We start from the raw sequence: 23124 nt of genomic DNA on the forward strand, positions 1-23124 counted from the left end.
GGCTGCCTGTGAACAGCGCTTCGCCGCCAATGGCGAAACAACGTGGCATGGCGATTATTGGCGCCTTGCTGATCGCTGCCGTGGTCGCGGTCATCGCCGGCGGCATGCTCACGCGCCAGGCCGCGCTGACCCGTACCCTGGAAGCCGAGCAGTCCCGGGTCCAGGGCAGCGGCGCCTTGCTCGGCGGGCTTGAAGCCAGTCGGCAATTGCTTTGGCAGGCCCGCCAGCAGAACGCCGTGACCCGCCTCGACCAGCTCTGGGCCCAGCCGATCCAGACCACCGCCTTTAACCCTCAAGAAGGGGGCTTTTCAGGGCGCCTGGAAGATCAGCAAGGCAAGTTCAACCTGCGCAATCTGGTCAGCGAAGAGCAAGTCGATGGCGGCCAGGTGCGCAACCTCGAACGCCTGTGCGCCTTGCTCGGGGTCAATGCGGTGATCAGCCAGCGCATCAGCCAGCGGGTTATCGCGTCTTATCCCCGGCGCCTGCCTACGCCCCCTGGCCAGTCGGGCAGCGCGTCAACCTTCAACAGTGGCCGCGACACCTCGCCCAATGGCGGCCAGCAATGGCTGCCGGCGACCCAGCCGATGCTGCGCAGCCTGGAAGAGTTGCGTGGTATCGACGGGCTTGACGACACCGTCCTGGCCCGCCTGACCCCGTACCTCAGCCTGTTGCCGGGCAACACCCGGCTCAATGCCAACACCGCCAGCGCGGAAGTGCTGACAGTGGCCGTGCCCGGGCTGTCGTTGCCCCAAGCCAAGGCCCTGGTGGCGCAGCGTGACGCCGGGCAGTGGTTTATCAATCGTGGGGATTTTCTCAACCGTCTGCAAATTCCCGGGTTGAGCGTGGACAGCCTTAATGTCGGTATCAGCAGCGACTGGTTCCTGCTGCGCGGCCAGGCCCGGCATGACCGGCGCCGGGTAAGCGTGCAGGCGTTGCTGCACCGTCCGGAAGATCGCCTGCCCCAGGTCATCTGGTCGCGGGTGGGCGTATGAGCCGGGTACTGCTGGCCTTGCCGCCGCTGCACAGCCTGAGCCTGGACAGTGCCTGTGAATACGCTCGTCTGGACCGCAACGGCCAGGTCAGCGCCACTGGCCAGTGCACCCTGGCGCAGTTGGGCCAGGGCGCTAAAACCCCGGCGTTGGAATGCTTTCTCCACCCCCAGGACAGCCTTTTGGCCAGCATCGAACTGCCGCCGTTGTCGGCGTCGCGGTTGAAGTTGGCCGTGGCCTGCGCCGCTGATGCACTGATCCTCGGCCAGCCGCAGCAGATGCACGTGGCCCACAGCCTGCGAGAGGCCAGCGGCCAGGTGCACCTGGCCTGGCTCGGCACATCCAGCCTTCAGGCGTTGGGTGGCCTGTTGGCCGAGGCCCGCCTGAAACTACGTGGCCTGTACCCGGCGCCTTATGTGTTGCCGGTGCCGCCGCCGGGCCAGGTCAGTGCCTGTGTATGGGAGGGGCACTTGCTGCTGCGTCACAACCTTGGGCAAGCGGCCGTGCAACCTTTGCTTGGTCAGCCGCTGGAAACCTTGTTGAACGACGGCCTGGCCTGGTCATGGATCGGTGACGGCGCGCCGCCGTCGGTGGACCAGGCCTTGCCGGCGCAACAGCGCTGGAGCGGGGCGCGGCGGCCTGGGGGCTGCACGGCGGTGTTGCCCAGGCCCCGCAGTCGGCGCCGGGCTGGGGGCGGGCGTTGGTTTGCTGCGCCCTGGCGCTGGCGGTGTGGACCCTCGGCCTCAACCTGTATGCCGCCCGCGAGGCTGCCGAAGGCCAGCAACTCAAGGCGCACATGAGCCAACGGGTCAAGCAGGCCTTTCCGGAACTGCCGGTGATCCTCAACCCTTTGCAGCAGGCCCGTCAGCAACTGGAAGCCCGGCAGAGCGGGGCGCAGGCTGATCCTCAGGATGCCTTTGCCGCCCTGGTGCAGCAGGCCGGTGCGGCCATGCCGTTTATGGTGGGCAATGTGCAGCGTCTGGACTACGACCAGGGCCAGTTGCACCTGACGCTGCTGGCCGACGCCGCCAACGCTCCGGCCGATGCCACCTGGCAAGCGGCCCTGGCCCAGGCCGGAGTGGACGCCAGCCGAGAGGCGAACAACTGGACCTTGCGCCTGGCGGCTGAAGCGCCGGCCAGCGACACGGACACCCGCCCGGAGGACGACGATGAATAAGCCGCTCCTGGCCCTGTATCGACAACGCTGCCGCGACCTGCTGCAACAGGCCCGGGTGGCCTGGCGCGGCTTGTCGTTGCGTGAGCAGCGCTTGCTGGGCGCCAGCATGACGTTGTTGCTGGGCTTGGCGGTCGGTTTGCTCTGGGTGCAGCCGGCCTTGCAGACCATCGATCACTGGCAGGCCGAGACCCCCAAGTTGCGCTCCCAAGCCCAGGCCCTGGACGCGCTGCTACAGGAGCAGAGCGGTGCCGGCCAGGCCCAGGGCGAGGACTTGGAGCAGGCCCTGCGTCGCACCCTGGACGAGGCCGGGCTCAAGGACCATTACCAGTTGCAGGCGGCCGACCCGGCGACATGGCAGTTGAGTTTTACCCAGGCCCCGGCCGATGCCGTGGTCGGTTGGTTGCTGGGCTGGCCCCGGCAGTTTTCGCTGCGGGTGGTGCAGGCGCAACTGCAACGCGCCGCCGGCGCTGACACCCAGGACTCGGCAGGCACGCTGTCCGGGACGGTTCGTATGGATCACACGCTGAACGCTAAGGAAGCTTCATGAAGTGGCAAGGTTCCAATTATCTGCGTCAGTGTCGCAAGGCCGCGCCGATCCTGTTGCTGGCACTGGGTGCGTGCAGCACCAGTCCCTCCGCCACGCCGCCCTTGCTGGTGGACAGCGAGCTGGGCCAACCCCTGGCCGATACCCGTCGCGGCGGTGACGCCCTGGTGGATCGCCAGCGCCTGCAAAACCGCCAAGAGTCGCGGCCACGGGTGCAGCACCCGGTCACCGCCAGTGCCCGAGGCACGGCGGGGCGTGGCGGCGCCGGCACGCGTTCGCCGCTGGGCGATCAGCCGGTGCAATTGAATTTTCTCGACGTCGATATCCAGGCAGTGATCCGCGCTTTGTCCCGCGCCACCGGGCAACAGTTCCTGGTGGACCCGCGGGTCAAGGGCAACCTGACCCTGGTCAGCGAAGGCCCGGTCCCGGCCTACCAGGCCTACGAGATGCTGCTGGCGGCCCTGCGCATGCAAGGTTTCAGCGTGGTGGATGTGGGCGGGGTCGCCCAGGTGGTGCCCGAAGCCGATGCCAAGCTTCTCGCCGGGCCGATCTACAGCGCCGACAAGCCGGGGGGCAATGGCATGCTGACCCGGACCTTTCGCCTGCAATACGAAAACGCGGTGAACCTGATTCCGGTGCTGCGGCCCATCGTTTCGCCCAACAACCCGATCAACGCCTATCCGGGCAACAACACCATCGTGGTCACCGACTACGCGGAAAACCTGCAACGGGTGGCGCAGATCATCGAAGGCATCGACACCCCCAGCGCCATCGACACCGACGTGGTGACCGTGGAAAACGGCATCGCTGTGGACATCGCGAGTATGGTGGCCGAGCTGCTGGATACCCAGGGCAGCGACCCGACGCAAAAAATCAGCCTGGTCGGCGACCCGCGTTCCAACGCCATCATCATTCGCGCCGGCAGCCCGGAGCGCACCGAGCTGGCGCGCAACCTGATCTACAAGCTGGACAACGCCCAGAGCAACCCCAGCAACCTGCACGTGGTCTACCTGCGCAACGCCCAGGCCGGCAAGCTGGCCCAGGCCCTGCGCGGGCTGCTGACCGGCGAAAGCGACAGCGGCACCAGCGACGGTGCCCGGGCCATGCTCAGCAGCATGGGCGGCAGCGTCGGCGGCAGTCAGAGCAGTGGCCAGAGCAGCAGTTCCAGCTCCAGTTCCAGCAGCTCCGGCAGCGTCGACGGCAGTGCCAGCAGCAGTTACGGGCAAGCCAGCGCCAGCAGTGGCAGCAGTGCCCAGGCATCGGCCAATCAGAACACTGCATTCACGGCCGGCGGGGTCACGATCCAGGCCGACGCCACCACCAATACCTTGCTGATTTCCGCACCGGAGCCGCTGTACCGCAACCTGCGCGAAGTCATCGATCAACTGGACCAGCGCCGGGCCCAGGTGGTCATCGAGAGCCTGATCGTCGAGGTCGGCGAAGACGATGCCAGTGAGTTCGGCGTGCAATGGCAGGCCGGCAACCTGGGTGGCAGCGGCGGCTTCGGCGGCGTCAACCTGGGGGGCAGCGGCCTGGTCAGTACCCCGGCCAGCAGCACCGCGATCGATGTGTTGCCCCAGGGCCTGAACCTTGGTGTGGTCAAGGGCACCGTGACCATCCCGGGCGTCGGTGAAGTGCTGGACCTCAAGGTCCTGGCCCGGGCCTTGAAGAGCAAGGGCGGAACCAATGTGTTGTCGACCCCGAACCTGCTGACCCTGGACAACGAGGCCGCGAGCATTTTTGTCGGGCAGACCATTCCCTTTGTCACCGGCAGTTATGTCACGGGCGGGGGCGGCACCAGCAACAACCCGTTCCAGACGGTGCAGCGCGAAGAGGTGGGGCTCAAACTCAATGTGCGGCCGCAGATTTCCGAGGGCGGCACGGTCAAGCTGGACATCTACCAGGAAGTCAGCAGCGTGGATGTGCGGGCCTCGGTGGACGCCGGCACGGTGACCAACAAACGGGCGATCGACACCAGTATTTTGCTCGATGACGGCCAGATCATGGTGCTTGGCGGCTTGCTGCAGGACGGTTACAGCCAGAGCAATGATGCGGTGCCGTGGCTGTCGAGCATTCCCGGGATCGGCGCGCTGTTTCGCAATGAGAAGCGGCAGATCACCAAGACCAACCTGATGGTGTTTTTGCGGCCTTACATCATTCGTGACAGTGGGGCAGGGCGCGCCATTACCCTCAATCGCTATGACTTCATGCGGCGGTCCCAGGGGCAGTTGCAGCCCGAGCGCAGTTGGGCCATGCCGGATATGCAGGCGCCGCAATTGCCATCGGTGGAGAAGGCGATTCCTGGGGCGGCTTCGGCACCGGCGCCCGTACCGGGGTTGCGAGCGACGATTCGCGCGGTGCCGGTGCAATGAACGGCCTAGGGATCCGGCGTTGTGCTGACGGCGACATCGAGGGGCCGCCGCCCTTTCCACTTCCCTTCATCCCAGAGGTGCATCCGTGACCCAGTTGCCTTACGCCTGGGCCAAGGCCCAGCGTGTGCTGTTGCGCAGTGACGAACAGGGCACGCTGTTGTTGGTGTGCCCGTCGACACCGGGCTGGGCGATCAACGAGGTGCGGCGCCAGTTCGGCCCGACGCGCCTGGAGTCGATCCGCGAGGAGCAGCTCGAAGGGTTGCTCAACAGCGCCTACGCCGACACCGGCAGTGCCGCCGCCGTGGTGGGCGCGGCCGAGAACGAGGTCGACCTCGACCGGTTGATGCAAGACATCCCGGAGATCACCGACCTGCTGGACACCCAGGACGGCGCGCCGGTGATCCGCATGATCAACGCCTTGCTGACCCAGGCGGCGCGGGACGAGGCCAGCGATATTCATATCGAACCCTATGAAAGCCATTCGGTGGTGCGCTACCGGGTCGATGGCACCCTGCGTGACGTGGTGTCGCCGCGCAAGGCGTTGCACGCGGCCCTGGTGTCGCGGATCAAGATCATGGCCCAGTTGGACATTGCGGAAAAACGCCTGCCCCAGGACGGTCGCATTGCCCTGCGGGTGGCCGGGCGGCCCATTGATATCCGGGTGTCGACGGTGCCCACCGGCCATGGCGAACGGGTGGTGATGCGCCTGCTCGACAAACAGGCCGGGCGTTTGCAATTGGAGACCCTGGGCATGGACGCCCAAGTGCTGGCCCGGCTCGATGGGCTGATCCGCCAGCCCCACGGCATTGTCCTGGTCACCGGGCCCACCGGCAGCGGCAAGACCACCAGTCTGTATGCGGCCCTGGCACGCCTCGATGCCAGCACCAGCAATATCCTCACCGTCGAAGACCCGGTGGAATACGACTTGCCGGGCATCAGCCAGATCCAGGTGAACGCCAAGATCGACATGACCTTTGCCCTGGCCTTGCGCGCCATCCTGCGTCAGGACCCGGACATCATCATGATCGGTGAAATCCGTGACCTGGAGACGGCGCAGATCGCTGTGCAAGCGTCCCTGACCGGGCACCTGGTGCTGGCGACGCTGCACACCAACGACGCGGTGTCAGCGGTCAACCGCTTGATCGATATGGGCGTGGAGCCGTTTCTCCTGGCCTCGTCCATGCTCGGCGTGCTGGCCCAGCGCCTGGTGCGGCGCCTGTGCCCGCACTGCAAACAGGAAGACGCGGCAGTGCCCGGCACCTGGCGCCCGGTGGGCTGCACGGCGTGTAACCAGACCGGTTACAGCGGGCGCACCGGGATCCATGAATTGTTCTGCATCGACGATGATATTCGCAGCCTGATCCACCAGGGCGCTGACGAGCAGGCGCTGCGAGCGGCGGCGCGCAAGGTGGGGATGTTGAGCATGCGTGAGGACGGCGAGCGCTGGGTGCGCAGCGGTGCCACCGCGCCGGAAGAAATCCTCCGTGTGACACGGGACGCCTGATGAATCGCTATCGCTACGAAGCTGCCAATGCCCAGGGCAAGGTCGAGTCCGGCCACCTTGAGGCCGAGAGCCAGCGGGCGGCCTTCGCCAACCTGCGCAGCCGCGGCTTGACCGCCTTGCAGGTGCAACTGGACAGCAATCAGGGCGCCAGTGGTGCGGGAGGCCTGTTCAGCCCCAGGCTCTCGGACAATGACCTGGCCTGGGCCACTCGCCAGTTGGCCAGTCTGCTGGGAGCCAGCCTGCCGCTGGAAGCGGCTTTGAGTGCCACGGTGGAGCAGGCCGAGCGCAAACACATTGCCCAGACCCTGAGCGCGGTGCGCGCCGATGTACGCAGTGGCTTGCGCCTGGCCGATGCCCTGGCGGCACGGCCCCGGGACTTTCCGGAAATCTACCGGGCGCTGATTGCCGCCGGTGAAGAGTCCGGTGACCTGGCGCAGGTTATGGAGCGCCTGGCGGACTACATCGAAGAACGCAACAACCTGCGGGGCAAGATCCTGACCGCTTTTATCTACCCCGGGGTGGTCGGGCTGGTGTCGATCGGCATCGTGATCTTCCTCCTCAGTTACGTGGTGCCCCAGGTGGTCAGTGCCTTTTCCCAGGCGCGCCAGGACCTGCCTGGGCTGACCCTGGCCATGCTCAATGCCAGTGACTTTGTCCGGGCCTGGGGCGCGCTGTGTTTTGCCGGGCTGGTCACCGGGTTGTGGGGCTGGCGCCTTTACCTGCGCAACCCCCAGGCGCGCTTGCGCTGGCACAGCCGGGTGTTGCGCCTGCCCTTGATCGGGCGTTTCGTCCTTGGCCTGAACACCGCACGTTTCGCTTCGACCCTGGCCATCCTCGGCGGGGCCGGGGTGCCGCTGTTGCGGGCCCTGGAAGCGGCGCGCCAGACCCTGTCCAACGACCGTCTGAGCCAGAGCGTCAGCGATGCCACGGCCAAGGTCCGCGAAGGCGCTAACCTGGCGGCGGCGTTACGGGTGGAGAAAGTGTTCCCGCCGTTGCTGATTCACCTGATTGCCAGCGGCGAAAAGACCGGCTCCTTGCCGCCGATGCTTGAACGTGCCGCGCTGACCCTGTCCCGCGACATCGAACGCCGCGCCATGGGCATGACCGCCTTGCTCGAACCCCTGATGATCGTGGTCATGGGGGGAGTGGTGCTGGTGATCGTCATGGCCGTGCTGTTGCCGATCATCGAAATCAACCAACTGGTGACCTAGATCTTTCACGGACGCTCCGCCAAACCCCTCCCTGTGTAGGAGCTGGCTTGCCAGCGATAGCGATTTCGAGAACGCCATCGCCGGCAAGCCGGCTCCTACAACGACAAAGCCCTCGTTTCCGAGGGCTTTGGTTTTTACGGTGTTACGCGGCTAGATCAGATCTTGCCGGCGCCGGCCTTGGCCTTGACGTCAGCAGCGACTTTGTCGGCTGCCAATGGGTTGTAGCTGTAAGGCGGGGTCCAGCCGATGCTGGTGCTCCACTTGCAGCTCAACGCAGTGCCGTTGAGGGTCGAACCGCTGTCAAGATAAACGCTGCCACCGTAATCGCCGGCGATCTTGTCACAGCCGCTGATGCCGCTGATCTCGAACGCGTTTTTCTCGGAGAAGATCTTCGAGCTCTTGCCCACGCCGTGGGCGTAGGAGAACGGGTAGACCTTATGGCTGGTGCTGCCCACGTGGTAGTTGTTGTACAGGTGCACCTGGCCGAAACGTACGCGCGGCGCACGGGCGGAGATGTTTTCAAACAAGCTGTTATGGATGGTGACCTTGAGCTTGCCATCATCGGTGGTCCGGCTGTCGCTGGAGCCGATCAGGTTGTTCTTCTCGTGGGACTTGAACGCCGTGTACGAAATGGTCACGTAGTTGGCGCCGTTCTTCACGTCCAGGGCACCGTCGTGATGCTGCTTCGGACGCCCGTTGGCGGTGCCGTTCTGATCATCGGTGCGGCGGCCGTCGGTGAAGGTGACATGGTCGACCCACACGTTGTTGGCGCCTTCGATGGTCAGGCCGTCGTATTCCGAGTTCCAGTTACCGGCGCTGCCGTCGTTGGCATCCCAGATAGGCTCCGGATCCCACGGGTTCTCGATGGTCAGGTTACGGATGATCACGTCGTTTTCCTTGGCATAGAAGAAACCCTCGCGGATCTCTGCAGTGCTGCTGGTGCCCACGATGGTGGTCTTGCCGGGGATGTCCAGACGGCCGCGTTTTTTCATGTCCGCGGTGTTGGTGTAGGCCTTGCCTTCACTGACGTCGATGATCCCGGTGATCTTGATGATGCGGCCGTTGGTGCCTACCGAAGCCGCCAGGGCGGTTTTCAGTTCAGCGGCGTTTTTAACGGTGTAGATGTTGTTAGCCGCGGCGCGGGAGCCGCCTTTGGTGCCGCCGTTCTGCGTGGCCCAGCCTGTGGTTGCTACATCCAGCCAGATATCGGCGGCATGTGCAGGGACGCTGGCAAGCAGGAGTGAACCGAGAAGGCCACCGGCGATTTTGCAAGACGCGGTCTTTGAAGACTTCACCATAATTAATCTGATCCTTAGATTAAATTGAGTCGGTCACGCAGCAGATACTGCGTTTCCATAAGCGGACGTTCCTTCTCCACTGAAGCGAGTTGGGCGCCCGCTGCAGGGGAGAATATCCATTCTCGTAGTAAGAATCATTACTGGAAGGGCCCCAAATGAAAAAAATCAGAAACTAAATAACTTGGCAAAAAATGCGCGCTGTGCTTACACGCAAGTGTGCGTTGCAGCTAACCAGAGCCCCGGAATCATTGGTCGACGCCGGGTATAGGTGCTCGAGAGGATGCTTGCTCGATGGGCAGCAACGGCTGTTGTTGCCTTGCTGCCTGTGCAGCAAGTACGGCCTGGTCGAGGTGGGAAAACAGACTAAATATCTTGTAAATCAAGGACCTGGATTTTTGGCGTGGACGTTGCACCGGGGCCGGTACAGCGCACTTCGCGCCGGCCTGAGGAATCCAACCTGATGTCTCCCCACCTTCCCCTTAATAAACTGGCCTGGGTCATTGCCAGCCTGATCACCTTGCAGGCCCAGGCGGCAGAGGCGCCCCCGGAACAGGCTGCCAGCAGCGACGCCTTGCCCACTGTGACGGTGACCGCGCAGAAGCGCGAAGAGTCGGTGCAGGATGTGCCGGCCGCCGTGTCGGCGGTCAGTGCCGACGACATCGTCAATACCGGCGGCGGCTTCAGCGCCGGCAAGGCCTTGAGAAATGTGCCCAATGCCATCGCCCCGGAGTTCGCCGGGCATCAGCGTCCGCGCTGGTACATCCGTGGCATGGGCTCCGGCGACATGGCCTCGACCACGGTCTACCCCGTGGGCATCTACACCGATGACGTGTACATCGATCCCCATGTGGCCACCGGTTTCCCGCTGTATGACATGGAGCGGGTGGAGATCTTGCGCGGCCCCCAGGGCACCCTGTGGGGCAAGAACACCACCGGTGGCGCCATCAACTTCGTATCGCGAAAGCCGACCCTGGACAGCGCCGATGGGTATTTCAAGGTGGACGCCGGCAACTACAACTCGCGGATTTACGAAGGGGCCTATGGCGCGCCGCTGGTGGAGGATCGCCTGGCCGCCCGTGTGGCCTTCATCGACCAGAGCAGCGACGGTCAATTGAAGAACCAGGTGGACGGGCACACGGTAGGTGATCTCCACGACCAGGCGGTACGCCTGCAACTGCTGGCCAAGATCAACGACGACCTGCAGGCCACCCTGCAATTGCATGGCCGTGACTACAAGGGCCAAGGCATCGCCACCCGGGCTTGGGGCGCCGGGCCAGGCGGCAGCACGCTGTTCGGCCCCGCCCCCAAACCGGACACTGACGAAGCGGCGTTCACCGGCAAGGCCCAGGACCTGATTGAGCATTACGGCCTGCAACTGGCCTTGAAGTGGGACCTGGGGAACTTGCAACTGGATTCGATCACCGCCTTCGACAATGTCACGGAGCGAGCCCAGGGACCGAACATGAGCATCTATGAATTCGGCCGTTCCTACTCCGACGATCACTGGCAACAGGTCTCTCAAGAGTTGCGCCTATCGTCGTCCAAGGACCAGGACGTGAGTTGGATCGTTGGCACCCACTTGTTCCATGAGCAACTGGACAGCCAGTCCAGCAGTGCCTTGTTGCCCACCGCCTACAACCAGGCGTTCGGCGTGGCCGATTACGGCCAGACCCGCATCGATCAAAGCACCGACAGCGTCGCGCTGTTCGGCAGCAGCACCTGGCGGGCCAGCGACAACCTGAGCCTGACCGCCGGGCTGCGCTGGACCCGCGAAACCAAGGACATCGACCTGCGGCGGGTGGCAGCGCCGAGCGCGGCGGATGTGTCGTTCGGCGGCAGCGGTGACTGGTGGAAAAATTACACCGGGCCCCTGGCGACCACCGTGGTCCAGGATGAACAACGCACCTGGAACAAACTCACCTACGACTTCACCCCCGAGTACCAGCTCAATGACAACGCGCGGGTGTATTTCCGCTACGCCAAGGGCTTTCGCTCCGGCGGTTTCAGCGGCGGCGCCCAGGTCCAGGCCGAGGCCACGGTGGTGGCGCCGGAGAACGTCGATGCCTACGAACTGGGGATCAAGAGCGAGTGGTTCGATGAGCGCCTGACGGCCAACGCCAACGTCTTCTACTACGACTATTCGGACATCCAGGTGAATGCCGTGTCGGTGCGTAACGGCCAGGTGGTTTCGCTTTTGACCAACAGTGGCCAGGGGGTGATTCGCGGTGCGGAGTTCGAGCTGGAGGCGCTGCCCTTGGCCAACCTGCACCTGAATGCCTCCCTCGGCCTGCTGCACACCGAGTTGCAGGACTTTGTCTCCGGTGGCGTGGATTACTCCGGCAACCGCATCGCCCGTTCACCGGCACGCACCCTGGCGGTTGGCGCGGCGTACCGGGTGCCGCTGGAAGGCGGCGACAGCCTTAACTTCGGCACTGACTGGCGCTACCAGAGCCGGATTTTCTTCCTGCCGACCGCGCAGGAGGATCACAGCGTGTCCCAGGGCGGCTACACCCTGGGCAATGCCAGCGCCACCTACCACTTCGGCGGGCAGCAGGATCTGGACTTGACCGCCTACGTCAACAACCTCACCGACAAGCAATACAAGACCGACTCGGTGCCGCTGCCCTTCGACATTGCCTGGGATGCCCGGGGCGATCGACGGACCTATGGCATGAGCGTGACCACGCACTTCTGATCATGCCAGGCCGTGCGTACCGCCCCTGTTGTGCGGTACGTCGGTCTGCTCGGGGCTACTTGTAGCCGTTGTTCGCCAGGTAGGTCAGGGTTACCCGCGACAAGGCGCGTACGCCCACGGGCACGGCCTGGTCATCCACCAGGAATTTGGGGGAATGGTTGGGCCAGGCCTTGGCCGGGTCCGTGCCTTCGGGGGTGACGCCCAGGCCGAAGAACAGCGCCGGAATGCGTCGCGAATATTCGGCAAAATCATCGGCTGCATAGACCCCGGTGCCGAGGCTTACCGGCCCCTTGGACGAGGCTTGCAGCTCCGGCAACAGCTTATCCACCAGGTCGGTGTTGTTGTAGCCGGCCGGGTAGCTGCCGGGCAGGATCTCTACCGTGGCGCTGGCCCCGGCGCTTTCCGCGATCTTGCTGGCGGTGCGTTGCAGGCGGGCGACCACATCGTCGCGCTGGGCGTCGCTGAGGGTTCTCAGGGTGCCTTCCAGGCGCACCTCGGCGGGGATGATGTTGCTGCGGACCCCGGCGTCGATCTTGCCCACGGAAATCACTGGCGCCGGCAGGGCTACCAGGTTCATCTGGCGGCTGGCAATGGTCTGCCAGCCGAGGATGATCTGCGCGGCCAGGGGGAAGGGGTCGATCCCGGCCCAGGGGAACGCACCGTGGGTCTGTTCACCCTTGATGGTGGCGACAAAATTGTCCGAGGCCGCGGTGGTGCGTTGCCGACTCACCGACAGGCTGCCGGACACGCCCGGGCCGACGTGCAGGCCGAAGATCGCCTCGGGGGCCGGGTTGGCCAGCACGCCTTGCTCGATCATCAGCCGCGCGCCACCGGTTTCCCCAACGGGTACGCCTTCCTCGGCTGGCTGGAAAATGAACTTCACCGTGCCCGGCAGGCTGTCTTTGTGCGCGGCCAGCACCTCGGCCACCCCCAGCACAATGGCGATGTGCGCGTCGTGGCCACAGGCGTGCATTACACCGACGGTTTTCCCCGCTTGGCTGAAGTCGTTGCCGCTGTAGGCCTGGGTTACGCGGGAGGCATAGGGCAGGCCGGTCTGCTCGGTCACCGGCAATGCGTCCAACTCGGAACGGATCGCCACCACCGGCCCCGGCTTGCCACCGCGCAGCACGCCGACCACGCCGGTGTGCCCGACCTCGGTCTGTACCTCCAGGCCCAACTGGCGCAGGCGCTCGGCCACCCGCTTGGCGGTGCGCACTTCACGGTTGCCCAGTTCCGGGTGCTGGTGGATGTCGTGGCGCAGTTCGATCAGTTGCGGCGTGGCTTTCTGAATGTCCTGCTCCAGCACCTGCAGGCGCTGGGGGGCGACGTTGGCGGCGTGGGCGTTGCCCGCCAGCCAGGGGGTGATCAGCAGTCCGGCGCTGATCGCCAGGGTGAGCGGGGAGTGTTTCATGCAAGGCCTCGGTGGTTAATCGGCAGGGCCCGGATCGGGCCAGGGGCGATAACGCAGAAACCATGCCACCCGTTCGGCGCCCGCGTGGCCGGGCCCGGGGCCCTGAATGATGGGGGTTGGAGCTTGCTGTATGCGCCTGTTGCAGCAGTGCCGTGCTGATCGCCTGCTGTTCTGCCAGCAATCGGGCAGGGCCTTTTGCCATCTGTCGGTGGCGGCTGCCGGGCGGACGGGGAGTGCCCAAGCGTCTTGGTCGGATTATTCTGCTGAACCGATTCTTTTTCTGTGCAAAAATGCGCGCCGAATCCACGGTCGCAGCATGACCGAACAGTGTTCTTCGGCTTTCCTCGGGTGTCCCCGGTCAGTCGCTCGACGACCGGCTAGACTGTTTCCACGGCAGTTGCGCCGCCCGTTGGCGCAGGATGAGGAAGGCCGCAGTGGTCGGGCCAGCCCGGTTCACGTCCGGCGTCGCCGACGTATCAAGAAGAATTCATGTCACTCAAGTAGCTGAAGCCAATACGAATAAGAAGTCAGCGCAGGAGCGACATAAAAGTGAGGTCGAGTGTGTCATGTCGGCCTTGTGTGCCCACCGTGCAGTTTTGTGCAGTGAGGGCGTCCACGATCCATTGCGTTGTTCGGCATGTGTCGGGAGCACCCCCATCAGCAAGGCGGCAGGGGCGGATGGCGTTCTATCGTAGGTAATTACAATTATGTTGAAAAAAGTGAACACGGCCCTCCTGGGCCTGGCGATGACGATAGGGTTCTCGTCCTCGTACGCTGCTGAGACAAAAAAGGTCGATGTGCTGTTGATCGGCGGGGGCATCATGAGTTCCACCCTGGGCGTCTGGCTCAATGAGCTGGAGCCGAGCTGGTCGATGGAGATGGTCGAGCGCCTGGACGGCGTCGCCCAGGAAAGCTCCAACGGCTGGAACAACGCCGGTACCGGTCACTCTGCCCTGGCCGAGTTGAACTACACCCCGGAAGATGCCAACGGCAAAGTCGAGATCCCCAAGGCCGTTGAAATCAACGAAGCCTTCCAGATCTCCCGTCAGTTCTGGTCCTGGCAGGTCAAGAACGACGTGCTGAAGAACCCGCGCTCGTTCATCAACTCGACACCGCACATGAGCTTCGTGTGGGGCGACGACAACATCAAGTTCCTCAAGAAACGCTACGAGGCCCTGCAAGCCAGCCCGCTGTTCAGCGGCATGCAGTACTCCGAAGACCCGGTTCAGATCAAGAAGTGGGTTCCGCTGATGATGGAAGGGCGTGACCCGAACCAGAAAATCGCGGCCACCTGGAGCCCGATCGGTACCGACGTCAACTTCGGCGAGATCACTCGTCAGTTCGTCGCTCACCTGCAAGCCCAGCCGAACTTTGCCCTGAAACTGTCGAGCGAAGTGCAAGACATCGAGCGCAATGAAGACGGCTCGTGGCGCGTGACCTACAAGAACCTGAAAGACGGTACTGAAACCCAGACCGACGCCAAGTTCCTGTTTATCGGTGCCGGTGGCGGTGCCCTGCACCTGCTGCAGAAGTCGGGCATTGCCGAAGCTAAGGAATACGCCGGTTTCCCAGTGGGCGGCTCGTTCCTGGTGACCGAGAACCCAAGCATTGCCGACCTGCACCTGGCCAAGGCCTACGGTAAAGCCTCGGTGGGCGCACCGCCGATGTCGGTTCCGCACCTGGACACCCGTGTGTTGGATGGCAAGCGCGTGATCCTGTTTGGCCCATTCGCGACCTTCTCCACCAAGTTCCTCAAGGAAGGTTCGTACCTGGACCTGCTGACCACCACCACCACCCACAACTTCTGGCCGATGACCAAAGTCGGCATCAAGGAATACCCGTTGGTGGAGTACCTGGCTGGCCAACTGATGCTGTCTGATGAAGACCGCCTCAACGCCCTGAAGGAATACTTCCCGAACGCCAAGGCTGAAGACTGGCGTCTGTGGCAGGCCGGTCAGCGCGTGCAGATCATCAAGCGTGACGAAGAGAAGGGCGGCGTGCTGAAACTGGGCACCGAGATCGTGGCTTCCCAGGACGGCAGCATCGCCGGTCTGTTGGGCGCATCGCCAGGCGCTTCGACCGCTGCACCGATCATGCTGAACGTGCTGGAAAAGGTCTTCAAAGACAAAGTCGCGACGCCTGAGTGGCAAGCCAAGCTGCACCAGATCGTCCCGAGCTACGGCACCAAGCTCAACGACAGCCCGGAAAAAGTTGCACAAGAATGGGCTTACACCAGCCAGGTCCTGCAACTGACACCACCGCCAGCCGTCAACGGCCAGGCTGCTCCGGCACAACCTGCCGCCGCCCAGCCCAAGGCTGAGCGTGAAAGCAACGCTGCGACCGACATGGCGCTGTAAGCCAAGGCCTTGGGCAACTGCGGTTGCCTGGGAAGTCGCCGGCGGCTTGTTGCCGCTGTGAAAGAACGCCACTCATTGAGTGGCGTTTTTTTTGCCTGGCATTTACTACGGCGGCGTTCACGGCGTCGGCCGCCGTCGGCCATTAATTGTTTTGCCGGAGGTTTCTGGTTTTTCGCACAAATGTGGTTATCATCCGCGGCGATTTTTAATCAAGGACAAGGCAGCTAATGGATTTGAATACCATCCAGGTCATTTTGTTTGTGGTAGTGCTGGTGTGGTCGGCCTTCAGCCTGATCACCTACGCGGCGCGGCGCAGTGACAACAAGGGAGCCCTGCGCGACCTCAAGCAAAGCGGTGAATCGCTTCGCCAGTTGAGCGCTGAAGAACAGACCCTGGTGCAGCCGTTCCTGTTCCACCCGGCCAACCCGGACAAGCCCGCAAGCCTGATCAGCCCCGAAGTGTTCAGCCTGACTGGCGAGTTTATCCGCCACGGCCTGGAGACGGGGCAGGGCGGCACAACCCTGCACGACACTCTGGGTGACGTCGATGTGGTGCTGCCCTACGACGCTCGCAGTTTCCTGCAGGCCGAATACAACGAAGCCGAAGTGGTGATGACCGAGAAGTTCGCCATCGTCGTCGCCCTCAACGGCCAGTTCGACCTCAGCGCCGGGCGCGAGCGCGAACTGCGTCGGCAGAAGCAACACCAGCAGTGGTCCCACGGCCAAGTCGGGGCCTTGCAGGACGTGGTGGACGGGGATGCCCCGGCCACCGACAGCAACGCTGCCAAACCCGCCGCTGAGGCGACCCCGACTGAGGCGTTCGGGCGGGTCGAGATCCTTAGCCAGCGCGATGAAACCCCCGCCGAAATCGGCTATCGCCGCCAGCCAGGCATTGCCTTCTGGCCCTCCGTGCTGTGGTTTTTGGTGTGCATCTGCCTGGCCTTGACCGACGACGGCGCGAGCCTTATCTGGCTGTTCCTGGCGTTTGCCCTGGGCGCCCTGGCGCTGTGGCTGACCTGGCGCAAACGCTCCCTGGGCACGCCGCAGAAGGTCAACCGTAGCCGTGGCGTGCTGCACAGCGTGACACTGGCCAACCCGGACAACAGCCTGTTCATGACCGAGCACCTGTTTCTCGGCGACAAGGTGCCGGTGAACCTGCCGGCCCATTGGGCCGCCCATATGCTGCTGCCTGACGATGGCCGGGTCGAGGTCGAGATGCGGGTCGAGGACTACGGCGTGCTGCGCCTGGGCCAGCAGTTTTCCGTGGACGAGGAGCAGCGCCTGTTCCCCCACGCCTTTTGGGGGCGCCAACTGAGCCTGAGTCTGGTGGGGCTGCTGGCCGGCCTGGGGTTGTGGGCCGTGGCCGACGACCTGGGGGCCGATCTGGCCCAGACCGGCGCCTGGATCAGCGGCAACGAAGCCCGTTCCTACCCTTCGGCGGCGGCGCTGCTGCAAGACCCTCCGGGCCTGGGCGGTTTCCTTGAGCAACAGGGCCAGGGCCGTTGTGACCTGCAATACCGCCAGGATGGCGTGACCCTGGGCTTTGATTGCCAGCGCCTGCGCTGGGGCGGCGACCCCTTGCCCCAGGCCAGCCTGTCGCTGGACCCAGCCGTGCGCGAGCTGTACTCGGGGACGTTCCTGCGCACCGAGTCCAACGCGATGCTCGACATCATGCTCAAGACCCAGATGTACCGGCAGATGGAGAGCGACCCGTCGGCGATCTACAACATGAGGGACATCAAGGCCCAGTTGTTGGTGGGCCTGAGCGACACGGTGCTGCGGATCGAGAGCGCCTGCGCCCTGGTGATCGACGGCGTCTCGGCCAATTGCACGGCCTTCAAGCGGCGCTTCGTCGAGCGGCTGCTGATCGGCGAGGCCGAGCAGCCCGAGACCTGGGAGCAACTGCTCAAACTGGCCCAGGACGGCGCGCTGAAAGCCAAGGGGCATAGCGATGAGGCCATGATCGTTTCACGCTTTGCCGAGGAGCTGCGGCGCCAGGCCAAGACCAGCATGCAGCCCTTGGTCCAGCAAGCGATCAGCAAGGCCCTGCAACCGGCCTTGCTCGCCCAGCGCGGCGGCGTGGTGCTGATTCAAGAAGGCGTCTACGGTGACCTGGCGGTCAGCTACTCCGATGACGAGGACTTGCTGGAGGTTTGGGAGCAGCAGCAACGGATGATCTCGGGGGAAGTGAGCACGCCGTTCAAGGTCAAAGGCATGGTCGTCTACCTGGGCCGCGACGCCAGCGACACGCCGGAGATTGTGCTGGATCCTTCGCGCACCCTGGATAACCCATGGTCGGCCCTGGCCCATGTGCTTTGGCTGCTCCTGGCCCTGGGGCTGGTGCTGGTGCACGTGCCGTTGCTGATCAAGCTCTGGCGTCAGGAACAGGCTCGGCACGTGGCGTTCCAGGCGCATTTCCAGACGCTCAAGCAGCAGGTGTAGGCGGGCATCAGGGCATCGCCGGGTCGGTCTGACCGGCGCTGCGCCCGCCGTCGTTGAGTGACAACGCCACTCCAAGAGAGTGGCGTTGTTGTTTTTGCGCACCGTGGCCGGCCTGTTACCGCTGTTGCGCCAGGGTGAACCGTTGGTGTGCACCCTGTGTTCGCCGATGGGGCGTTTTTACCCAGGTCGGGCGCCAGCAGGCTGATAAGGCAGCGCTGATTTTTATAAAAAATCATATAAATCAGTTGTTTATGTTTTGTGGCGTGTTTTTTGCTGTCATTCGACTGCCGCGCCACGCGGCCCGCGTTTCACCCTCCACGTTGTTCCCTCGGAGGGCTGGGCGATCTCAATGGAGAGATCGTCGCCTGCACTGAAACGCACCTCAATCGTTCAGCCGACAGCGTCGTCGGCGGGTGGAATCAGGCTTAAACCTCGCCCTGCATTCCCCGTTCACCCCACCTCCCTCAAGCATCCCCAGCACGCCTTTGGCGTGGGCGTTCGGCTGAACGCGGGTGACGCTTGGGTTGGGCCGGGTGCCTCCAGGAGCATCCTCCATGGCTATCAATCGTCGTACGTTCCTTCGCGCGTCCGCTGTCTCTGCGGCCGCTCTATCGACGCTGAGTTTCAAGAGCCTGTCGGCCTTTGCCGCCGACGACGCGATCAATGTCGCCGCGCTGTATGACAGCTCCGGCGGCCTGGACATCTATGGCAAGCCGATCGTCGACGCCCTGACGTTCGCCACTGAAGAGATCAATGCCTTGGGCGGCTTGCTGGGCCGCCCGCTGAACCTGATCAAGTACGACACCCAGTCCAACATGCAGCTCTATGCCCAGTACGCCCAGCAGGCGGCGCTCAAGGATCGGGCGGCGGTGGTGCACGGTGGCATTACCTCGTCGTCCCGAGAGGTGATCCGCCCGGTGCTGGACCGCTACAAAACCCTGTACTTCTACGACAACCAGTACGAGGGCGGGGTCTGTGACCGCAACTTCTTCGGCACCGGCGTGACCCCTGCGCAGACCGTGGAAAAGCTCGTACAGCACGTCACCAAGGCCTGGGGCAAGAAGGTCTACATCATCGCCGCCGACTACAACTACGGGCAGATCGTCTCCGCCCACGTGAAGAAGTACGTGGCCGAGGCGGGGGGCGAAACCCTGGCGGTGGAGTTCTTCCCGCTGGACGTGACCAACTTCGGCGCGACCATCTCGAAGATCCAGGAAGCCAAGCCGGACTTCGTCTGGTCGGCCCTGGTGGGCGGTGCCCACATGTCGTTCTACCGTCAGTGGAAAGCCTCAGGCATGGCCGGCAAGTTGCCGATTGCCTCCACCACCTTCGCCGGGGGCAACGAGCACGTGGTGCTGGCCCCGGAAGAATGCAACGGCATCCTGATCTGCCAGAACTACGTGCAGGAACTGGCGACGCCCAACAACCAGGCGTTTGTCAGCAAATTCCACCAGCGTTTCGGCGCCGATTACCCCTACATCACCGAACTGGCCATGGGCGCCTACCAGGGCATGCAGCTCTGGGCCGAAGGCGTGCGCCGGGCCGGGACCGTGGAGCGCCAGGCGGTGATCGAGGCGCTGGAGCAGGGCGTGAGCCTGGAGCTGCCCAGCGGCAAGGTCTCGGTGGATGCGCAAACCCACCACTGCATTCTCGATGTGCACATCGCCGAGGTCCGTGATCGACGCCTGGAGGTGGTGCAGAGCTTTGCCCAGCAGCCGCCGGCCGACACCGCGTCGGTGTGCGACCTGATCAAGAACCCCCGGGATGCAAAACAGTACAGCGTGACGCTGTAAGGAGGCGGGTATGGATTGGGCAGCGGTTTTTTCCCTGCAAATACTGGGCGCCATCGCCACCTTGGTGCTCCTCAGCATCGGCCTGGCGGTGGTCTTCGGCATGATGAAAATCATCAACTTGGCCCATGGCGAATTCATGATGCTGGGCGGTTATGTGGCGATCCTCGCCACCCACAAACTGCACGTGCCGATCTGGATTTCCATCCTGGTCCTGGCGCCCCTGACAGTGGGCCTGTTCGGCATGCTGGTGGAGCGCCTGCTGGTGCGCCACCTGTACGGGCGGATGATCGACACCATGCTCGCCACCTGGGGCCTGAGCCTGGCCCTGACCGGGGTTGCCACGATGTTTTTCGGCAACACCACGGTGGGCATTTCTTCACCCTTGCCGGGCCTGAGCATTGGCGCCTATCAAACCAGCGGCTACGGGGTGTTCGTGATCGGCGTGGCGGTGGCGGTGGTCCTCGGCATGTGGGCCTTGCTGCGCTTTACCCATTTCGGCCTGTGTGCCCGGGCGACCATGCAGAACGCCAAGATGGCCGCGGCCCTGGGGGCCAACCCGGGGCGCATCTACAGCCTGACCTTCGGCCTCGGTGCGGCCCTGGCCGGCCTCGGCGGCGCGGTGCTGGCGCCGTTGACCGGGGTGATTCCGACCCTGGGCGCCAGCTACATCGCCAAGGCCTTCATCACGGTGATCGGCGGCGGTAGCGCGGTGATCACCGGCACCCTGAGTTCGGCGGTGGCCTTCGGCTCGATCAACCAGGTGGTGACCTTCTTCAGCACCCCGGTGTTCGGTGAAGTGGCGCTGTTGCTGGCGGCGGTGGTGTTGATCCGGGTCTTGCCCCAGGGCATCACCGGGCGTTTTTTCAAAAGGGCATTCTGATGACGATCTCCTCTCCCAACCTGCTGCCCCTGGGCGGCAGCCTGCTGGCCGCGCTGTTGCTGGTGCTGCTGCCGCAGTGGCTGGACCTGTTCAGCCTGCTGTCGCTGTCGATCTACCTGGTGATGGCTTTGCTCGCCCTGAGCCTGGCGTTTGTCTGGGGTTTTGGCGGCATCCTGTGCTTCGGCCAGGCGGCGTTTTTCGGCCTGGGCGCCTACGCCTACGCCATTGGCGTGTTGAACTTCGGCGACAGCACCTGGGCGGTGTTGCTGGCAGTCCTGGTGCCGGCGCTGTTCGCCGCGGCCATGGGTTACTTCATGTTCTATGGCGGCATCAGTGATGTGTACCTGGGGGTGATCACCCTGGCGGTGACCCTGATCCTGTTCAACGTGATGAACTCCACCTCGGGCTCGGCCTACCACATTGGCAGCGCCTTGCTGGGCGGTTTCAACGGCATCCCGGCGATCCCCACCCTGAACATGCCCTTCGAGCCGGACCGGGTGCTGGAGCCCGAGACCCTGTTCCAGGTCATCGGCGCTGCCTTGATCCTTTGCTACCTGGGGTTGCGCGGCCTGTTGGCCAGCCGCTTCGGCAAGGTGGTGGTGGCGGTGCGCGAGAACGAGCAGCGCGCCGGCCTGCTGGGCTATGACACCCGTCTGCACAAGCTGCTGGTGTTCAGCCTCGGTGGCGGCATCGCCGGCCTGGCCGGTTGCCTGTTCGCCAACTGGGGCGCCTTCGTCAGCCCCGGGGTGTTCGGCCTGGCGCAATCGGCGCAGATCATTATCTGGGTGATTGTCGGCGGTCGCGGCACCCTGTTCGGGCCGATCCTGGCCTGCATCGTCATCCAGGCGCTGATGGCCCGCCTGGGTGAACAGCAGAGCCTGGACAGCGGCCTGGTGCTCGGGGTGATCCTCCTGACCTTCGTCATGCTCCTGCCCCGAGGCCTGCTGCCAAGCCTGGCCAGCCTGCTGTCGACACTGCGCCGGCCACGCCGCGCCACCGCCCAACCACAGGAGCGCTCGGCATGAGTGAAGTCCTTTTGCAAACCCGTGGCCTGGGCGTCAGCTTTGGTGGCGTGCACGCAGTCAAGGCGGTGGACTTCACCGTCCACAGCGGCGAGGTGCGCTGCCTGATCGGCCCCAACGGCGCCGGTAAAAGCACCTTTTTCAAACTGCTCAGCGGTCAGTTGCAGCCCAGCCGTGGCGATTGCCATTTTCGTGGTCGGCGCATTTCCGGCTTGCCCCTGCACCGCATCGCGCGCCTGGGCATCGGCGTGAAAACCCAGACCCCGAGCGTCTTCGACGGCCTCGATGTGTTGGAAAACCTGCGCCTGGCCGCCAGCCGCCTGCAAGGGCCGGCCGAGGCCCGGGCCACCGCTGAAGCGACGCTGGAACGGATCGGCCTGAGCGAACTGCGCCAGCGCAACGTCGGCGACCTGGCCCACGGCCAGCGCCAGTGGGTCGAGCTGGGGATGATCCTGGCGGCCCGTCCAGCCCTGGTGCTGCTGGATGAGCCGGCGGCCGGCATGACCCACCAGGAAGTGCGCAAGACCGCTGCCCTGATCAAGGAAATCAATGCCCACAGCACGGTGATCGTGGTCGAGCACGACATGGAGTTCATTCGCCTGATCGCCGGCACCGTCACCGTATTCAACCAGGGGGCGATCCTCGCCCAGGGCAGCTTCGCCGAGGTCACCCAGGACCCGGCAGTACGCGAGGCCTACCTCGGCAAGCAGGAGATCAAACATGCTTGAAGTCAAAGGCCTGTGTGCCGGTTATGGACGGGTGCCGGTGTTGCGCGAGGTGCTGCTCAGCGCCAGCGCCAACAGCGGCGTCGGGGTATTGGGGCGCAATGGCATGGGCAAGACCACCTTGCTTCGGGCGCTGATGGGCGAGCTGCCGGCCATGGCCGGGACCCTGCATTTTGCCGGGCAGGATTTGACCCGCGCGGCGGCCCACCAGCGGGCGGCGGCGGGCATCGGCTACGTGCCCCAGGGGCGGCAGATTTTCCCCCAGCTCTCGGTCAGGGAAAACCTGCGCATGGGCTGCGTGAAGAACTTCGCCACGGCGGCCACCACCATGGAGCGGGTGCTGGAATATTTTCCGCGCCTGGAACGCTTGCTGGAGCAGCCGGGTGGTGCGCTGTCCGGTGGTGAGCAGCAACTGCTGGCCCTGGCCCGTTGCCTGTGCGGCGACCCGAAACTGCTGTTGCTGGACGAGCCCACCGAGGGCATCCAGCCGTCGATCTGCGACGAGATCATCGACACCCTGCAACGCCTGCGACGCGAGCAGGGGCTGGCGCTGATCCTGGTGGAGCAGGACATCGAGTTCCTCGCGGCGCTGTCGGATCGCATCCTGATCATCGAGAAGGGCCAACTGGTGGAAGAGATCGACCCGTCCACCACCAGCGCTGCGGCCATCGCCGAACGGTTTGTGGATTTTCATTCTTAAGGATT

Annotated in this window: 15 protein-coding genes and 1 pseudogene; 14 read left to right on the forward strand and 2 right to left on the reverse strand. The window is 64.3% G+C overall.

All coding sequences use genetic code 11. The features are described from left to right. Positions 1–8: 8 nt before the first annotated feature. The 6 genes and pseudogenes from gspK (at position 9) to gspF (ending at position 7797) form a co-directional block, all read left to right on the forward strand. Positions 9–992: a type II secretion system minor pseudopilin GspK gene (gspK, locus tag M1B35_RS30490; RefSeq protein WP_123333808.1), complete on the forward strand. Its 984-nt coding sequence runs from the start codon at positions 9–11 to the stop codon at positions 990–992. Next, a pseudogene (gene gspL, locus M1B35_RS30495) lies at positions 989–2166 on the forward strand (type II secretion system protein GspL). The gene gspK and the pseudogene gspL overlap by 4 nt, the downstream one beginning before the upstream one ends. Beyond that, a complete protein-coding gene (gene gspM / locus M1B35_RS30500) occupies positions 2159–2713 on the forward strand; it encodes a type II secretion system protein GspM (protein ID WP_268263912.1) in 555 nt (184 codons plus the stop codon). The pseudogene gspL and the gene gspM overlap by 8 nt, the downstream one beginning before the upstream one ends. Continuing rightward, positions 2710–5082: a type II secretion system secretin GspD gene (gene gspD / locus M1B35_RS30505; RefSeq protein WP_268263913.1), complete on the forward strand. Its 2373-nt coding sequence runs from the start codon at positions 2710–2712 to the stop codon at positions 5080–5082. Before gspM ends, gspD begins: the two co-directional genes overlap by 4 nt. A gap of 85 nt (positions 5083–5167) precedes the next feature. Continuing rightward, the gene (gspE, locus tag M1B35_RS30510) at positions 5168–6586 is read left to right on the forward strand and encodes a type II secretion system ATPase GspE (protein WP_123333800.1); all 1419 of its coding nucleotides are present in this window, start codon (positions 5168–5170) and stop codon (positions 6584–6586) included. After that, on the forward strand, positions 6586–7797 hold the full coding sequence (gene gspF / locus M1B35_RS30515) for a type II secretion system inner membrane protein GspF (protein ID WP_123333798.1): 1212 nt from the start codon (positions 6586–6588) through the stop codon (positions 7795–7797). The genes gspE and gspF overlap by 1 nt, the downstream gene beginning before the upstream one ends. 155 nt (positions 7798–7952) lie before the next feature. On the opposite strand, the gene M1B35_RS30520 is transcribed toward gspF, so the two are convergent. After that, complete coding sequence (locus M1B35_RS30520; protein ID WP_123333796.1) at positions 7953–9095, reverse strand: pectate lyase family protein; 1143 nt, start codon at positions 9093–9095, stop codon at positions 7953–7955. Positions 9096–9555: 460 nt separating this feature from the next. Between M1B35_RS30520 and M1B35_RS30525 the strand changes: the two genes are divergently transcribed. Continuing rightward, positions 9556–11790: a TonB-dependent receptor gene (locus tag M1B35_RS30525; RefSeq protein ID WP_268263914.1), complete on the forward strand. Its 2235-nt coding sequence runs from the start codon at positions 9556–9558 to the stop codon at positions 11788–11790. Positions 11791–11845: 55 nt separating this feature from the next. Here M1B35_RS30525 and M1B35_RS30530 read toward each other — a convergent pair whose 3' ends face one another. After that, the gene (locus tag M1B35_RS30530) at positions 11846–13201 is read right to left on the reverse strand and encodes an amidohydrolase (RefSeq protein WP_268263915.1); all 1356 of its coding nucleotides are present in this window, start codon (positions 13199–13201) and stop codon (positions 11846–11848) included. Positions 13202–13908: 707 nt separating this feature from the next. On the opposite strand from M1B35_RS30530, the gene mqo reads away from it, so the two are divergent. From mqo to M1B35_RS30565, 7 genes are all read left to right on the forward strand, one after another. Further along, entirely contained in the window at positions 13909–15558 is a 1650-nt protein-coding gene (gene mqo / locus M1B35_RS30535) for a malate dehydrogenase (quinone) (RefSeq protein WP_123333790.1), read from the forward strand. Positions 15559–15785: 227 nt separating this feature from the next. Beyond that, positions 15786–17999 (forward strand): IgaA/UmoB family intracellular growth attenuator, encoded by a 2214-nt coding sequence (locus tag M1B35_RS30540; RefSeq protein ID WP_268263916.1) that lies wholly within the window; start codon positions 15786–15788, stop codon positions 17997–17999. A gap of 554 nt (positions 18000–18553) precedes the next feature. Next, a complete protein-coding gene (locus M1B35_RS30545; RefSeq protein ID WP_123333785.1) occupies positions 18554–19792 on the forward strand; it encodes an urea ABC transporter substrate-binding protein in 1239 nt (412 codons plus the stop codon). A 10-nt stretch (positions 19793–19802) separates the two neighbouring features. Beyond that, a complete protein-coding gene (locus tag M1B35_RS30550) occupies positions 19803–20672 on the forward strand; it encodes an ABC transporter permease subunit (protein WP_268263917.1) in 870 nt (289 codons plus the stop codon). Next, on the forward strand, positions 20672–21697 hold the full coding sequence (locus M1B35_RS30555) for an ABC transporter permease subunit (protein WP_268263918.1): 1026 nt from the start codon (positions 20672–20674) through the stop codon (positions 21695–21697). The genes M1B35_RS30550 and M1B35_RS30555 overlap by 1 nt, the downstream gene beginning before the upstream one ends. Beyond that, positions 21694–22422: an ATP-binding cassette domain-containing protein gene (locus M1B35_RS30560; RefSeq protein WP_268263919.1), complete on the forward strand. Its 729-nt coding sequence runs from the start codon at positions 21694–21696 to the stop codon at positions 22420–22422. Before M1B35_RS30555 ends, M1B35_RS30560 begins: the two co-directional genes overlap by 4 nt. Then, on the forward strand, positions 22415–23119 hold the full coding sequence (locus M1B35_RS30565) for an ABC transporter ATP-binding protein (RefSeq protein WP_123333769.1): 705 nt from the start codon (positions 22415–22417) through the stop codon (positions 23117–23119). Before M1B35_RS30560 ends, M1B35_RS30565 begins: the two co-directional genes overlap by 8 nt. Positions 23120–23124: the final 5 nt, after the last annotated feature.

Origin of the sequence: Pseudomonas morbosilactucae, from assembly GCF_023241665.1 — a bacterium.
GTDB classification, from domain to species: domain Bacteria; phylum Pseudomonadota; class Gammaproteobacteria; order Pseudomonadales; family Pseudomonadaceae; genus Aquipseudomonas; species Aquipseudomonas morbosilactucae.